Source organism: Planococcus halocryophilus (assembly GCF_022489025.1).
In the GTDB taxonomy this organism is placed as follows: domain Bacteria; phylum Bacillota; class Bacilli; order Bacillales_A; family Planococcaceae; genus Planococcus; species Planococcus halocryophilus_A.
In genome coordinates this window covers 49,344-64,307 of the sequence record NZ_JAKVTG010000018.1, presented here as the reverse complement: position 1 = coordinate 64,307, position 14,964 = coordinate 49,344, and the positions used below count along the sequence as shown (strand labels likewise).

Genomic DNA, 14,964 nt, shown 5'->3' with positions numbered 1-14,964 from the left:
CTTTGTGCATAAAAATAAATTTAAGATGCATTATAAGGTACTTAGAAGAATCAAAACAAGGCAATGAACTTAAATTAGACATATAATATTTAAGTCGTTAAGTACTTTAGCTTGAAGGCTTTTTTGTTTGATTTATAATTTCGATACTTACTATTTGATATGTGTAAAAAGCTTGTTGTATAATTAAGTCAAATATAGTCAAAGTCAACTTTTTCATATTATGTATCGAAGAGGTGAAAGCGATGCGGAACATTTCGGATGTAATTGAAGGTTATTTGAGGCAAGTTATCGAATTAAGCGAGAGAGATCATATTGAAATTAAACGCAGTGAAGTGGCTGAAAAGTTTCAATGTGTCCCATCTCAAATAAATTATGTCATAAATACTCGATTTACGGTTGATCGTGGTTACTTGGTAGAAAGTAAACGCGGCGGCGGTGGGTATATTCGCATTAAAAGAATCAGGCTCCATCAAAAGTCAGATGTTATAGCAGAAGTTATTGAGCGATTGGAACATGGAGCTACACAGATAATGGCAGAAGATACCGTTTTTAGATTACTTGATGAAGAAATCATTTCTAAACGAGAAGCTAAACTAATTCTTAGTGCCATTGATCGGAATACCTTGCTTCTCCCTCTTCCGACACGCGATGAAGTTCGAGCACGTATTCTTATAGCAATGCTCTTTACAATTAAATATCAAACGAACACATAAAGGGGTGAAAAGATGATTTGCGATCAATGCGGAGAACGTTCTGCATCAGTTATAGTTAAACAACAGCAACAAGACCAGATAGTTAAGGTGAATTTATGCCATATCTGTGCTGCTGAAAACCATAGCATTAATATTGCTTTTGAACAGGATCCATTAGCTATTCATCAGCTATTATCAAATTGGTTCCCTAATTCGCAAGCATCCATTAACCCGGTTAGAAAGGAAGTAGCAACTTGTCCTTCTTGTGGTTTTACTTTCTCTAAATTTTTACGAATCGGGAAGTTTGGATGCGCTTCTTGTTATGATGCTTTTTCACCACAGCTTAATGAAATCTTTAAACGATTCCATAACGGGAATACAGAACACAATGGTAAAATACCTGCTTCTTATGGAACAACCTTGAAAATAAAAAAAGAAATTGAAGAACTTCGAAAACAAATGCAAATATCAATTCAAGGTGAAAATTTTGAAGAGGCTGCTAGATTAAGAGATGAAGTAAAAATTTTAAGTGCGAAGCTTGAAGGGGGTATCCCGGATGGCAGTTGAACGTTTTCTGCAACCCCGTGCAAGCAGCTGGATGACTAACGATGGTAAAAATGTAGATATTGCAATGAGTACGAGAATTAGATTAGCTAGAAATTTGAACAATTTTAAATTCCCATATGCTTTTACAGAAGATGAAGCGCTCAAAGTGGATAAAGAAATTTCTTCTGTATTATTAGATAAAGGAAATGAATTAGATTATACTTTTAGCCATATCAGTATTGAAGAGCTTGCTGAGTTACAAAAAGAGATACTGGTGGAAAAGCATTTAATTAGTCCATATCTTATTAATAGCCATCACTCAGGTTCTGTTTTGTTGTCTGATAATGAAGAGCTGAGTATTATGGTGAATGAAGAAGATCATTTGCGAATTCAAAGTCTTCAGTCAGGATTTCAACTTCAACAAGCTTATAAAATAGCAAATGAACTAGATTCTCTTCTAGAAAAGAATTTATCTTATGCTTTTCATGAAAAGCATGGCTACTTAACTAGTTGTCCGACAAACGTAGGTACTGGAATGCGAGCATCCGTTATGCTTCATTTACCTGCTTTGACCATGTCTCATCAGATTCAACGAATCATTCCTGCAATTTCAAGACTCGGTATGGTGGTTAGAGGCATTTATGGCGAAGGTAGTGAAGCTTTAGGAAATGTTTATCAAATATCAAACCAATTGACTCTTGGGAAATCAGAATACGAGATTCTTCAGGATTTGGAAAATATGACAGAGCAAATTATCCAACAAGAACGAAGAGCGCGTGAAGCAATTGCGTTAAATTCACCAGTAGTAATAGAAGATCGGATATACCGATCGCTTGGCGTTCTTACCCATTCGAGACTGCTGACGACAGAAGAAGCTGCGACGTGTCTGTCAGATGTTCGTTTGGGTATAGATTTAAAAATGATTCAAGATGTAGATATGTCGATTTTGAATGAGTTAATGATTTTTATGCAGCCGGCATTTCTGCAGCAATATGCAGACAAGCCACTGCAACCGAAAGAACGCGATTTTGCTCGGGCGAAGTTGTTCCGAGAGAGGTTGAATAGAAACGGTATAAATAGTGAAGGAGAGGATCTTGCATGATGTTTAATCGATTTACACAACGCGCACAAAAAGTTCTTCAGTTAGCTCAAGAAGAGGCCATTCGTATGAAACATGAATCAATCGGTACAGAGCACATTCTTCTGGGTTTGATTCGTGAAGGTGGCGGGATTGCTGCTAAAGCTCTTGAGGCAATTGAAGTAAATACACAGTTGATCGAAGAAGGTGTTAAGGAATTAGTTGGTGTCGGCGAAAAAGAAGTCGGTCCAATTGTACATTACACGCCGAGAGCCAAAAAAGTTATTGAGTTGTCAGTTGATGAGTCCCGTAAATTGGGTCACTCTTATATAGGTACAGAGCATTTGCTATTAGCGCTTATTCGTGAAGGAGAAGGCGTTGCGGCTCGCGTATTAGGAAATGCGGGTGTTAGCTTGAATAAAGCCCGTCAGCAAGTGTTACAGCTTCTAGGAAGTAATGAGCAGACGTCAACAGGCACAAGCCCGAATGCTTCAGCCAATACACCAACATTGGATGGACTGGCTCGTGATTTGACACAAGTTGCTCGCGAAGGCGGATTAGACCCTGTAATTGGCAGAAGCGATGAAATTACACGTGTGATTGAAGTGTTGAGCCGCAGAACAAAAAACAACCCAGTCTTGATTGGTGAGCCTGGTGTTGGTAAAACAGCGATTGCTGAAGGATTGGCTCAGCAAATCGTAAATAATGAAATCCCAGAAACTCTACGCGACAAACGCGTTATGGTTTTGGATATGGGGACAGTAGTTGCAGGAACAAAATACCGTGGGGAATTTGAAGATCGTTTGAAAAAAGTGATGGATGAAATTCGTCAAGCAGGTAACGTTATTCTGTTTATCGATGAGCTTCATACATTAATCGGTGCTGGCGGTGCAGAAGGTGCGATTGATGCTTCTAATATTTTGAAACCATCACTATCACGTGGAGAACTTCAATGTATTGGTGCGACAACGTTAGATGAGTACCGTAAGTATATTGAAAAAGATGCAGCTCTTGAGCGTCGTTTCCAACCAATTCAAGTAGATGAGCCTTCAGTTGAAGAATCAATTCAAATTATCCGTGGCTTGCGCGATCGTTATGAAGCGCATCACCGTGTGAAAATTACCGATGAAGCAATTGAAGCAGCAGCTAAAATGTCAGACCGTTATATTTCAGATCGCTTCTTACCGGATAAAGCGATTGACTTAATCGATGAGGCTGGATCGAAAGTAAGACTTCGCTCGTACACGACTCCACCAGATTTGAAAGAGTTGGAATCTCGATTAGAAGCAGCACGTTCTGAGAAAAATGAAGCAGTTCAAAGCCAAGAGTTTGAAAAAGCGGCTTCGCTTCGTGATGCTGAACAGAAACTACAAAGTCAATTAGATAAAACGAAAAAAGAATGGAAAGAAAAACAAGGTAAAGAAGAGTCTGAAGTGACAGTAGAAGATATTGCGAAAGTTGTATCTATGTGGACGGGTATTCCGGTTTCGAAACTGGCACAAACAGAATCGGATAAGTTGTTGAATTTGGAGTCTATTCTTCATAACCGCGTAATCGGCCAAAATGAAGCAGTGACATCTATTTCGAAAGCTATCCGTCGCGCACGTGCAGGGTTGAAAGATCCAAAACGTCCAATTGGGTCGTTCATTTTCCTTGGTCCAACGGGTGTTGGTAAAACAGAATTAGCGCGTGCCTTAGCAGAGTCTATGTTTGGTGATGAAGAAGCGATGATTCGTATCGACATGTCTGAGTATATGGAAAGACATTCGACTTCACGTTTGGTTGGATCACCTCCAGGTTATATAGGCTATGAAGAAGGCGGACAATTGACGGAGAAAGTACGCAGAAAACCTTATTCAGTTGTACTTCTTGATGAAATTGAAAAAGCTCACCCAGATGTCTTCAACATTTTGTTGCAAGTTCTTGAAGATGGTCGTTTAACGGATTCAAAAGGTCGTAGAGTCGATTTCCGTAATACGGTCATTATCATGACTTCAAACGTAGGAGCAGAAGAACTGAAATACAATAAATATGTTGGCTTTAATTTGGATGATGCAAAAACGGATTATAAAGATATGAAAGGGAAAATGCTTGCTGAATTGAAAAAAGCATTCCGCCCAGAGTTCTTGAACCGTGTGGATGACATGATCGTCTTCCATTCTCTTGAAAAAGAAAACTTAAGAGAAATTGTGAACTTGATGACGAAACAATTGGTTGATCGCTTGAAAGAGCAGGATATCGATTTGGAGTTAACAGATGCAGCGCTTGAAAAAGTAGCGAACGAGGGATATGACCCAGAATATGGTGCGCGTCCATTACGTCGTTCACTTCAAAAACATGTAGAAGATCGTTTGTCAGAAGAGCTATTAAAAGGTACGGCTCTGTCAGGGCAAAAGATTATCTTCGATGTTGAAGGCGATGAATTTGTCGTTCGAACAAATAAACCAGAAAAAGCAAAAGAAATAGCGATAGAAAAACAATAAGAACATGCCGCTCTCCGGAGTTACTTTCCGGCGAGCGGTTTTTCTATTCAAGGAGGTACACATGGCTAAGAAAAAGACTAAATTCATTTGTCAGTCGTGTGGCTATGAATCGGCCAGATGGATGGGGAAATGTCCAGGGTGCGCATCATGGAATACGATGACAGAAGAAGTAGAAGTCCAAGCTCCTAAAGGAACACGTGGTGCTTTTCAACATAGTGCGTCTGTTCCGCAAAAAGCGACGCCGATCAATGCAATTGAAACACAAGACGAACCACGAGTGGAAACGGAACTAAGCGAATTAAACCGTGTACTTGGTGGTGGCATTGTGCCAGGATCACTAGTGTTAATTGGGGGAGACCCTGGTATTGGGAAATCGACATTGCTGTTACAAGTTTCAGCGATGCTTGCAAATAGTGGAAACCGGGTATTATATATTTCCGGAGAAGAATCAATTCGCCAAACAAAATTACGAGCAGAGCGTTTAGATGCGTCATCTTCAGAGTTGTTTATCTATGCAGAAACAAATCTTGAATTGATTCATCATACCATTGAAGATGTAGCGCCTGATTTTGTTATTATCGATTCAATTCAGACTGTTCACCACCCAGAAGTCACATCTGCACCGGGGAGTGTGACGCAAGTAAGAGAAAGTACGGCAGAATTGATGCGAATCGCCAAGACAAAAAATATTGCCATTTTCCTAGTTGGACACGTAACCAAAGAAGGACAAATTGCCGGACCACGTATTTTAGAGCATATGGTAGATACGGTATTGTATTTTGAAGGTGAACGCCATCACACATACCGCATTTTACGCAGTGTTAAAAACCGTTTTGGGTCTACGAATGAAATAGCAATTTTTGAAATGCTTCAAAGTGGATTAAAAGAAGTGTTGAATCCATCTGAATTATTTTTACAAGAGCGTTCGAGTGGCTCAGCAGGCTCAACCGTTGTTGCTTCAATGGAAGGAACAAGGCCCATTTTAGTTGAAATTCAAGCATTGGTAACACCTTCAAGCTTTAATTATCCGAAACGGATGGCAACGGGAATTGACGTCAATCGTGTGACCTTATTGATGGCGGTACTAGAAAAGCGCGTAGGAATGCTTTTGCAAGCGCAGGACGCTTACATTAAAGTTGCAGGTGGCGTGAAGCTTGATGAGCCAGCGATTGATTTGGCTGTGTTGGCAAGTATTGTCTCAAGTTTCCGTGATAAAGCGCCAAATGTTTATGATTGTATAATCGGCGAAGTTGGGTTGACCGGGGAAGTTAGACGCGTATCGCGTATTGAACAGCGCGTTCAAGAAGCGGCGAAGCTAGGCTTTAAGCGTGCGATTATTCCAGCATCAAATTTAGGTGGCTGGGATTATCCGGAAGGAATTCGTGTAGTTGGTGTAGAAAGTGTTAACGATGCATTAAAAGAAATTTTTCCACAGTAGGGAGGCAATGTTGCCTCCTTTTATTTCTAGACAAGTGTCTTTGGAGCGTTCTTGTTTTAAAATGTGTATAATTAAAAAAAGGAGGTGGAGCTCGTGTTAAGACCTATTATTCAAATAATGTTTTTACTTATTGGTGCGACGATCGGAATTTTATTATTACCATCAGCATTTGAACTTATTCCCCTTCTCGACAATCCGTGGATCAGTAATCCTTATGTAGCAGCAATTGTTGGTGCTCTTATCTTTTTCTTATTGTCTTTATTATTTGTTGATTCATTGATTCATTTTATGAAATGGATGGAAGAGAAGTTGTTGCGCGCCCCAACCCCGGACCTATTATTCGGAACGGTCGGGATGGTTATTGGACTTGTGGTAGCGTTCTTAGTTGGATTTGCGTTAAGCACGGTTGATATTCCCCTTGTTGCGACAGTGGCACCATTAGTTCTTTCAGTAGTGCTTGGTTATTTAGGGTTTCAAGTCGGGTTTCAAAAACGTGAAGAGATGTTAACGATGTTAACGCCTGCTAAATTCGTACCTGCGAAAAAGCAGGAAATCGAAGAACCAATTGAAAAAACGTCTTATAAATTGCTCGATACCAGCGTCATTATCGATGGACGAATTGCTGATATTTCGGCAACGGGGTTTATGGAAGGTACGTTTGTTGTGCCACAATTTGTTTTGTCGGAACTTCAACATATTGCGGATTCGTCAGATACGTTGAAACGAACACGCGGTAGGCGAGGGTTGGACATTTTAAAACGTCTTCAAAGCGAGCGAGTAGATGCGATTATGATCACGGAAGAAAGTTTTGACGAAGTGAGTGAAGTCGATTTAAAATTGATGCGCGCTGCGAAGAAAATGGGCGGCAAAGTCGTGACCAACGATTTTAACCTCAATAAAGTATGTGAACTTCATAATGTTCCAGTATTGAACATTAACGATTTGGCAAATGCTGTAAAACCTGTGGTCATTCCAGGAGAAGATATGCATGTCGTGGTCATTAAAGACGGCAAAGAGCAAAATCAAGGTGTCGCTTATTTAGACGATGGGACAATGATTGTCATCGAGGGCGGTAAAGGATTTATTGGCCAAGCGATCAATGTTACCGTTACGAGTGTGTTGCAGACTTCTGCAGGCCGAATGATTTTTGCGAAACCGCGTGAAGGTAAATAAGGTGCAACATATGGATAAAGGATGTTTTTTATGAATTATACAGTCGTCTTGCCTGCTGCTGGCAGCGGGAAACGAATGAAAGCTGATAAAAATAAATTATTACTCGAACTTTTCGGTAAACCTATTTTTCTATATACATTAGAAGTTTTTCAACAAGATCCAAACTGTGATGCTATTTGGTTGGCGGTAAAAGAGCAGGAGCGGGAACTAATTGAAGGTTATGTAAAACGCTATAATCTGACAAAAGTACAAGGTTACGCTACAGGGGGAACGGAACGGCAAGATAGTGTAAGAGCTTGCCTTGAAGCGATTCCACCTTGTGGCGTTGTTTTGGTTCATGATGCAGCTCGGCCATTTATCGACAAAGAAGTCATTGTGAATTTAGTGGAAACAGCCCACACATCAGGTGCAGCAATAGCCGCTGTTCCGGTAAAAGATACCATTAAAAAAGCGGAAAACGGCATTATTTCAGAGACAGTAGACCGCGATCAATTGTGGATGATTCAAACGCCGCAAGCATTTCGCTATTCGTTAATTTTAGAAGCGGCTCAGAAAGCCCATAAAGATGGGTTTATGGGAACAGATGAAGCGATGCTTGTAGAACGTTTACATTACCCTGTCGCGATTGTTGAAAGTACATACGAAAATATTAAAATGACGACACCGGATGATTTGATTTATGGAAGAGCTATTCTGGAAAGTCGCTTACAGGAGGAACAAAAATGATTCGAATTGGACAAGGTTATGATGTGCATCAATTAGTAGAAGGACGCCCGTTTATTTTAGGTGGCGTTGAAATTGAACATGACCGGGGACTTCTTGGTCATTCAGATGCAGACGTATTATTGCATACCATTACAGATGCGGCACTTGGCGCAATTGGTGGAGGCGATATCGGTAAGCATTTCCCAGACACAGATCCGGAATTTAAAAATGCGGATTCTCGTAAATTATTGACGCATATTTGGCAGTACGTAAAAGAACAAGGCTATGAGCTTGGCAACGTGGATTGCACAGTGATTGCGCAAAAACCGAAATTGGCACCTTATATTGAACAAATGCGCGAATCAATTGCCAACTTGCTTGAAGCAGATATTTCGCAAGTTAGTGTCAAAGCAACAACTTCAGAACACCTTGGATTTGTTGGACGTGAAGAAGGAATTGCTGCGCTTGCAGTGATCCTACTAACGAAACACCCAGTTTCTCTTGATGTTCCAGAGTGATAGAATAGTAGAAGGATAAACGATATTTTAGGAGGAAATAAAATGACACAAGAAGTACGCGTACGTTACGCACCAAGCCCGACAGGACATTTGCATATCGGGGGCGCTCGTACAGCTTTATTTAATTATTTATTTGCACGCCATAACAACGGAAAATTCATTGTTCGCATTGAAGATACAGATACGGCTCGTAATATCGAAACAGGGATTATGTCTCAGTTGGATAACTTGAAATGGTTAGGCATTGAACATGACGAATCAATTGATGTTGGCGGAGAATACGGTCCTTATCGTCAAATGGAACGTTTGGATACGTACAAAAAACATTCAGACCAAATGCTTGAAAAAGGATTGGCTTTTAAATGTTTCTGTACACCTGAAGAGTTAGAAGTAGAACGTGATGCGCAAAAAGCAGCGGGTATTGCAGCTCCCCAATACAGCGGAATTTGCCGTAACTTGACGGCAGATGAAGTCGCTGAAAGAGAAGAGTCAGGTAAGACATTTAGTATTCGTGCAAAAGTTCCTACAAACGTAACTTATGAGTTTAATGATTTAGTACGTGGTCCAATTTCGTTTGAATCAAAAGATATTGGCGACTGGGTGATGGTTAAAACGACGGGTATTCCGACGTATAACTTTGCTGTTGTTATCGATGATTATTTGATGAAGATTTCTCATGTTTTCCGCGGAGAAGAGCATTTGTCGAACACACCAAGACAAATGATGATCTACGATGCATTTGGTTGGGATTACCCGAGCTATGGTCATATGACGCTAATCATTAACGAAGACCGCAAAAAATTATCGAAGCGTGACGAGTCGATCTTGCAATTTATTTCACAATATAAAGAATTAGGCTATATTCCTGAAGCATTGTTCAACTTCTTTGCGCTTCTTGGCTGGTCTCCAGAAGGAGAAGAAGAAATCTTCTCGAAAGAAGAATTTATTCGCATTTTTGATGTAGAACGTTTGTCTAAATCACCATCGATGTTCGATAAGCAAAAATTAATGTGGATGAACAACCAATACATTAAACAATTGCCGCTTGAAGAAGTCGTGAAATTATCACTTCCGCATTTGCAAAAAGCAGGGAAATTGCCAGAAGACATGACACTAGAACAAACAGAATGGGCGAACAAACTTGTTGCTTTGTATCACGATCAAATGAGCTATGGTGCTGAAATTACCGAGCTATCTGAACAGTTTTTCACTGATGACTTAACATACGGCGAAGCTGAAAAAGAAGTGTTAGCTGGAGAGCAAGTACCTGAAGTAATGGCTGCATTTAAAGAGCAATTAGCTGGATTAGAAAACTTTGAACCAGCTGAAATTAAAGCAGCAATCAAAGCTGTTCAAAAAGCAACAGGTCATAAAGGCAAAAACTTATTCATGCCAATCCGTGTTGTGATTACTGGACAAATGCACGGACCTGAATTGCCAGATGCGATTTCTTTATTAGGAAAAGACAAAGCAATTGCGCGCGTTGCACAATATGCAAGTGCGTAACGTTGACTTATTCGGCTGACGGTGTAAAATGAATTTACTATCATTAAAACGTTGACGAGAAGAAGTACATGCAGCAAGCTCTTTAGAGAAGATCCTCACCGGCTGAAAAGGATCTGTGCCGCTGTTACATGGAAATGCCTCTCCGAGTGCTGAGTCGAAATAAGTAGACCAGACGTTTTGCCTGCGTTATAGGCTTTCGAGAGAAAAGAACGTTTTGTTCTTTTAATCAGAGTGGAACCGCGCAATAATGCGTCTCTGTCATTTACATGACAGGGGCGCTTTTTATTTTGGAGCAGAAAGGAAGCGAGAAGAATGTTTAAGTTATTAAAAGACGATGTTGATGTTATTTTCGAACAAGATCCAGCAGCGCGCAATTATTGGGAAGTTATTCTCACGTATTCGGGTCTTCATGCCATTTGGTCGCACCGGCTGGCACATTTTTTCTTTAAGAATAAATTATTCTTTATTGCTCGTGTTATCTCACAGATTAGTCGTTTTTTTACCGGAATCGAAATTCATCCAGGTGCTGTAATTGGCAGTCGGTTCTTTATTGACCACGGCATGGGTGTTGTGATTGGAGAAACATGTGAAATCGGCGATAATGTGACGCTATACCAAGGCGTGACATTAGGTGGTACGGGAAAAGAACGAGGCAAACGTCATCCGACATTAGAAGACAATGTATTGGTTGCGACTGGAGCTAAAGTTTTAGGCTCTATCGTTATTGGTGCTAATTCAAAAGTTGGAGCGGGTTCGGTTGTTCTGAAAAATGTCCCAGTGAATTCCACAGTAGTTGGAATTCCAGGAAAAGTGGTTATGCAAAACGGCGTGAAAGTAAAGCAAGACTTAAATCACCAAAATATGCCCGATCCTGTCATGGACAAATGTGATGGCATGGAAGTGAAAATTGCTCAATTGCAGCAAGAAATAGAACAGTTAAAAACATCAACACAGAGAGAAGGGCGAGGTCTATGAGTATCCAAATTTTTAATTCGCTGTCACGACAAAAAGAAGAGTTTATTCCTTTAGAAGAAGGCAAAGTAAAAATGTATGTCTGCGGCCCGACGGTTTACAATTATATTCATATTGGCAATGCCCGTCCGGTTATCGTTTATGATACGGTGCGTCGTCATTTGCAATATCGCGGCTACGATGTGAAATATGTATCGAACTTTACAGACGTTGACGATAAATTGATCAAAGCGGCGAATGAACTTGGTCAAGAAGTGCCTGAAATTGCAGCGCGTTTTATCGCTGCATATTTTGAAAATACAAAAGCGCTTGGCTGCGCAGAAGCGGACGTCCATCCGTTAGTAACCGATCATATGGCACAAATTATTGAGTTTATCGTGGCATTGATTGAAAAAGGCTATGCCTATGAGTCGCAAGGCGATGTATACTACAGAACACGCAAATTTGAAGGCTACGGCAAATTGTCTCATCAATCCGTCGACGAATTAAAAGTGGGCGCGCGAGTTGAAACGGGCGATAAAAAAGAAGATGAGCTAGATTTCGTTTTATGGAAAACCGCAAAACCAAAAGAAATTTCTTGGGATAGCCCATGGGGCAAAGGACGTCCAGGTTGGCACATTGAATGCTCGGTGATGGCACGTGAGCATTTAGGTGATACGATTGATATTCACGCAGGCGGACAAGACCTAACGTTCCCGCATCACGAAAATGAAATTGCCCAATCCGAAGCGTTCACAGGAAAACCATTTGCGCATTATTGGATGCATAACGGGTATATTAATATTGATAACGAGAAAATGTCGAAGTCATTAAATAACTTTGTGTTAGTGAATGACATATTGAAAGAACTAGACCCACAAGTACTGCGCTTCTTCATGCTATCTGTTCATTACCGTCACCCAATTAATTACTCACAGCAATTGGTGGAAGATGCAGTGGCAGGGCTCGAGCGTTTACGTACAGCTTATGCAAACTTGAAACACCGTTTGAGTGCGTCTGCTGACTTAGGCGATCATTCGGATACTTGGGTTCATAAAATTGAAGAGATTAAAACAGCATTTATTGAGACAATGGACGATGACTTTAATACAGCAAATGCGATTTCAAGTTTATTCGATCTGTCTCGTTTGTCGAATACGTATTTACTCGAAAAACAAACGGCGACATCGGTTTTAGAAACGTTTATTGCCGTATTTGACGAATTATCAAGTATTTTAGGATTGCCGTTTAATCAACAAGAAGAATTATTGGATGAAGAAGTTGAAGCTTTAATGGCAGAACGCATTGAAGCACGGAAAAATCGTGACTTTGCTCGTGCTGATGAAATCCGTGATTTATTTAAAGAGAAAAACATAATTTTAGAAGATACAGCGCAAGGGACACGCTGGAAGCGAGGGCAATAAATTGAATGTTTTACGAAAAAATGATGTAGATCAATTAAATGCACTGGCTCTTGCTTATATGGGAGATGCGGTTTACGAGCAAGCGGTACGTGAGCATTTATTGCGTTCGGGACGTTCGAAACCGAATATTTTGCATCGCCAATCGACAACTTTTGTTTCAGCTAAAGCGCAAGCAGTGGTATTAAAGCGACTAACAGAAGAAGAATTTTTAACAGAAGCGGAACTGGCGATTATGAGACGCGGACGCAATGCCAAGTCGGGATCGGTTCCCAAAAATACGGATGTGCAAACCTATAATTTCAGTACTGCCTTTGAAGCGGTACTGGGATGGGTGTATTTAAAAGAAGAGCAAGCGCGTGTGGACGAAATCATTTCCTATGCGATTGAAATTATTGAAGAGCTGGGAGGCGTATTGAAATGACGGAAGAAGAGTTGGCACCAGAGATTATTGGCGGCAAAAATCCAGTACTCGAAGCATTAAGAGCAGACCGTGATATTAATAAAATCTGGATTGCTGAAGGCGTTCAGAAAAAAGGCATCACCGAGTTATTGCAATTAGCTAAAGACAAAGGCGTTATTGTTCAATCTGTTCCGAAGAAAAAAATTGATGGCTTAACTGACACCAATCACCAAGGCATCGCAGCAGCAGTAGCTGCTTATAACTACGCAAGCTTGGACGATTTGTTTGATGCAGCTTCGGCAAAGAGTGAAGATCCATTTTTCTTGATCTTAGATGAGCTAGAAGATCCGCATAACTTAGGTTCTATTATGAGAACTGCAGATGCAATTGGCGTACATGGATTAATTATTCCGAAGCGCCGAGCAGTTGGCTTAACGGGTGTTGTGGCAAAAGCTTCAACAGGCGCGATTGAACATGTGCCGGTTGTGCGTATTAATAACTTATCGCAAACTGTGGATGAACTGAAAAAACGCGGTGTATGGATTGCCGGTACTGATGCAAAAGAATCGGTCGATTACCGAAGAATGGATGCATCTTTGCCATTAGCCGTTATTATTGGCAGCGAAGGCAAAGGCATGAGTCGAATTTTACGTGAGAAATGTGATTTCTTGTATCAGTTGCCGATGATTGGACATGTGACGTCGCTCAATGCTTCAGTAGCAGCGAGCTTATTAATGTACGAAGTTTATAGAAAGCGCAATCCATTAGGTTGATGCGATGAATATTCTGCTAGTTGATGGATACAACATCATTGGAGACTGGGTAGAACTGCAAGAATTAAAAAAAGATAAATTGGCAAATGCTAGAGATCGCTTGATTGAGCGGATGGCTGAATACCGGAGCTACAAAGGATGGCGCGTTATTATTGTTTTTGATGCTCATCTTGTTCCGGGAATTGAAGCCAAAAATCTGCATCACGATGTGGAAGTCATTTACACAAAAGAAAGCGAAACAGCAGATGAACGGATTGAAAAACTGGTGTCAAGTTTACATACGCGCCGCGACCAGATTTATGTGGCGACTTCGGATTTAACCGAACAATGGGTCATTTTCGGCAAAGGAGCGTTGCGAATTTCAGCGCGTGAACTGGAAATTGAAATGGCTGAAATCCAGGAGAATATCACTAAAAAAGTAAAAGAAATCCAAGAGCAGCGCGGGATTTCTAAAATACCACTGTCTGGAGAAGTAGCGGAAATTTTCGAAAAATGGCGAAGAGGCTTAAAATGAACGGTTGACGCTCATTTTTTCCTTCATGTATACTGAGGATATCGAGGCTCACGCAATCGGAGGGATCACCCGTGGAAAATCATGAGCAAGTTCAGCTTCAACGATTCACCGACATGACAGATGAAGAACTTGTTAGTTTAGTCCACAGTGGAAACACGGAGGCACTGGATTTTTTGATAACGAAGTTCCGGCCTTTTGTTCGAATGAAAGCCCGGTCGTATTTTCTGATTGGTGCTGATAAAGAAGATATTATTCAAGAAGGCATGATTGGTTTATACAAGGCGATTCGGGATTTTAAGAGCGATAAATTATCTTCATTCCGTGCGTTCGCAGAATTATGCATTATCCGGCAAATCATTACCGCCATTAAAACGGCAACACGCCAAAAGCATATTCCGTTGAATTCATATATTTCCTTGGACAAGCCGATTTATGATGAAGAGTCTGACCGTACGTTAATGGATGTGTTAACTGGAAATGGCGTAGACGATCCGGAAGATTTAATTATTCATAATGAAGAGTTTCAGTATATGGAAGAGAAAATGGGCGAAGTACTCAGCGAATTAGAACGCGAGGTGTTAGCACTTTATCTCGATGGTCAATCCTATCAAGAAATCTCAGAAAAGCTTGAACGTCATGTGAAATCGATTGATAACGCCTTGCAGCGAGTCAAGCGAAAACTCGAACGTCACTTGCAGGTTAATGAGATGCCTAGCTCTTGATGCGCGGTTGACATGTCTGTTTTAAGGTGATAACCTTGAAA

15 protein-coding genes and 1 other annotated feature are annotated in these 14,964 nt (G+C 40.6%); all 15 genes read left to right on the top strand.

Going from position 1 to position 14,964, the window contains the following annotated elements:
* The first annotated feature begins 242 nt into the window (after positions 1–242).
* The 15 genes from MLE13_RS15920 to sigH all read left to right on the top strand — a co-directional run bounded on the left by MLE13_RS15920 (position 243) and on the right by sigH (position 14,923).
* The gene (locus MLE13_RS15920; protein ID WP_240750703.1) at positions 243–713 is read left to right on the top strand and encodes a CtsR family transcriptional regulator; all 471 of its coding nucleotides are present in this window, start codon (positions 243–245) and stop codon (positions 711–713) included.
* A gap of 12 nt (positions 714–725) precedes the next feature.
* A complete protein-coding gene (locus MLE13_RS15915) occupies positions 726–1,259 on the top strand; it encodes a UvrB/UvrC motif-containing protein (RefSeq protein WP_240750702.1) in 534 nt (177 codons plus the stop codon).
* A complete protein-coding gene (locus tag MLE13_RS15910) occupies positions 1,249–2,340 on the top strand; it encodes a protein arginine kinase (RefSeq protein WP_240750701.1) in 1,092 nt (363 codons plus the stop codon). The genes MLE13_RS15915 and MLE13_RS15910 overlap by 11 nt, the downstream gene beginning before the upstream one ends.
* Positions 2,337–4,799 carry an ATP-dependent protease ATP-binding subunit ClpC gene (clpC, locus tag MLE13_RS15905; protein ID WP_240750700.1) on the top strand — a complete coding sequence of 821 codons (2,463 nt, stop codon included), beginning with the start codon at positions 2,337–2,339 and terminating at the stop codon, positions 4,797–4,799. Before MLE13_RS15910 ends, clpC begins: the two co-directional genes overlap by 4 nt.
* A 61-nt stretch (positions 4,800–4,860) precedes the next feature.
* Positions 4,861–6,237 carry a DNA repair protein RadA gene (radA, locus tag MLE13_RS15900; protein ID WP_040850767.1) on the top strand — a complete coding sequence of 459 codons (1,377 nt, stop codon included), beginning with the start codon at positions 4,861–4,863 and terminating at the stop codon, positions 6,235–6,237.
* A 93-nt stretch (positions 6,238–6,330) separates the two neighbouring features.
* Positions 6,331–7,410 (top strand): PIN/TRAM domain-containing protein, encoded by a 1,080-nt coding sequence (locus MLE13_RS15895; protein WP_240750699.1) that lies wholly within the window; start codon positions 6,331–6,333, stop codon positions 7,408–7,410.
* Between the two features lie 30 nt (positions 7,411–7,440).
* The gene (ispD, locus tag MLE13_RS15890; protein WP_240750698.1) at positions 7,441–8,136 is read left to right on the top strand and encodes a 2-C-methyl-D-erythritol 4-phosphate cytidylyltransferase; all 696 of its coding nucleotides are present in this window, start codon (positions 7,441–7,443) and stop codon (positions 8,134–8,136) included.
* Positions 8,133–8,633 (top strand): 2-C-methyl-D-erythritol 2,4-cyclodiphosphate synthase, encoded by a 501-nt coding sequence (ispF, locus tag MLE13_RS15885; RefSeq protein ID WP_240750697.1) that lies wholly within the window; start codon positions 8,133–8,135, stop codon positions 8,631–8,633. The genes ispD and ispF overlap by 4 nt, the downstream gene beginning before the upstream one ends.
* A gap of 42 nt (positions 8,634–8,675) precedes the next feature.
* Complete coding sequence (gene gltX, locus MLE13_RS15880; RefSeq protein ID WP_240750695.1) at positions 8,676–10,139, top strand: glutamate--tRNA ligase; 1,464 nt, start codon at positions 8,676–8,678, stop codon at positions 10,137–10,139.
* Between the two features lie 42 nt (positions 10,140–10,181).
* Positions 10,182–10,399, top strand: a binding site (T-box leader).
* Positions 10,400–10,451: 52 nt separating this feature from the next.
* Positions 10,452–11,114 (top strand): serine O-acetyltransferase EpsC, encoded by a 663-nt coding sequence (epsC, locus tag MLE13_RS15875; RefSeq protein WP_240750693.1) that lies wholly within the window; start codon positions 10,452–10,454, stop codon positions 11,112–11,114.
* Complete coding sequence (gene cysS / locus MLE13_RS15870) at positions 11,111–12,514, top strand: cysteine--tRNA ligase (protein ID WP_240750691.1); 1,404 nt, start codon at positions 11,111–11,113, stop codon at positions 12,512–12,514. The genes epsC and cysS overlap by 4 nt, the downstream gene beginning before the upstream one ends.
* A gap of 1 nt (position 12,515) precedes the next feature.
* Positions 12,516–12,935: a Mini-ribonuclease 3 gene (locus MLE13_RS15865; RefSeq protein ID WP_276323969.1), complete on the top strand. Its 420-nt coding sequence runs from the start codon at positions 12,516–12,518 to the stop codon at positions 12,933–12,935.
* Positions 12,932–13,687: a 23S rRNA (guanosine(2251)-2'-O)-methyltransferase RlmB gene (gene rlmB / locus MLE13_RS15860; protein ID WP_240750689.1), complete on the top strand. Its 756-nt coding sequence runs from the start codon at positions 12,932–12,934 to the stop codon at positions 13,685–13,687. Before MLE13_RS15865 ends, rlmB begins: the two co-directional genes overlap by 4 nt.
* A gap of 4 nt (positions 13,688–13,691) precedes the next feature.
* On the top strand, positions 13,692–14,201 hold the full coding sequence (locus MLE13_RS15855; protein WP_240750687.1) for an NYN domain-containing protein: 510 nt from the start codon (positions 13,692–13,694) through the stop codon (positions 14,199–14,201).
* 71 nt (positions 14,202–14,272) lie between these two features.
* Positions 14,273–14,923, top strand: a complete 651-nt coding sequence (gene sigH / locus MLE13_RS15850; RefSeq protein ID WP_240750685.1) for an RNA polymerase sporulation sigma factor SigH — start codon at positions 14,273–14,275, stop codon at positions 14,921–14,923.
* Positions 14,924–14,964: the final 41 nt, after the last annotated feature.

Excerpts from the sequence above, each read along its gene's own strand:
- MLE13_RS15920 (WP_240750703.1), top strand. The coding sequence starts at position 243 with ATGCGGAACATTTCGGATGTAATTGAAGGTTATTTGAGGCAAGTTATC.
- MLE13_RS15915 (WP_240750702.1), top strand. The coding sequence starts at position 726 with ATGATTTGCGATCAATGCGGAGAACGTTCTGCATCAGTTATAGTTAAA.
- MLE13_RS15910 (WP_240750701.1), top strand. The coding sequence starts at position 1,249 with ATGGCAGTTGAACGTTTTCTGCAACCCCGTGCAAGCAGCTGGATGACT.
- clpC (WP_240750700.1), top strand. The coding sequence starts at position 2,337 with ATGATGTTTAATCGATTTACACAACGCGCACAAAAAGTTCTTCAGTTA.
- radA (WP_040850767.1), top strand. The coding sequence starts at position 4,861 with ATGGCTAAGAAAAAGACTAAATTCATTTGTCAGTCGTGTGGCTATGAA.
- ispD (WP_240750698.1), top strand. The coding sequence starts at position 7,441 with ATGAATTATACAGTCGTCTTGCCTGCTGCTGGCAGCGGGAAACGAATG.
- ispF (WP_240750697.1), top strand. The coding sequence starts at position 8,133 with ATGATTCGAATTGGACAAGGTTATGATGTGCATCAATTAGTAGAAGGA.
- gltX (WP_240750695.1), top strand. The coding sequence starts at position 8,676 with ATGACACAAGAAGTACGCGTACGTTACGCACCAAGCCCGACAGGACAT.
- epsC (WP_240750693.1), top strand. The coding sequence starts at position 10,452 with ATGTTTAAGTTATTAAAAGACGATGTTGATGTTATTTTCGAACAAGAT.
- cysS (WP_240750691.1), top strand. The coding sequence starts at position 11,111 with ATGAGTATCCAAATTTTTAATTCGCTGTCACGACAAAAAGAAGAGTTT.
- rlmB (WP_240750689.1), top strand. The coding sequence starts at position 12,932 with ATGACGGAAGAAGAGTTGGCACCAGAGATTATTGGCGGCAAAAATCCA.
- MLE13_RS15855 (WP_240750687.1), top strand. The coding sequence starts at position 13,692 with ATGAATATTCTGCTAGTTGATGGATACAACATCATTGGAGACTGGGTA.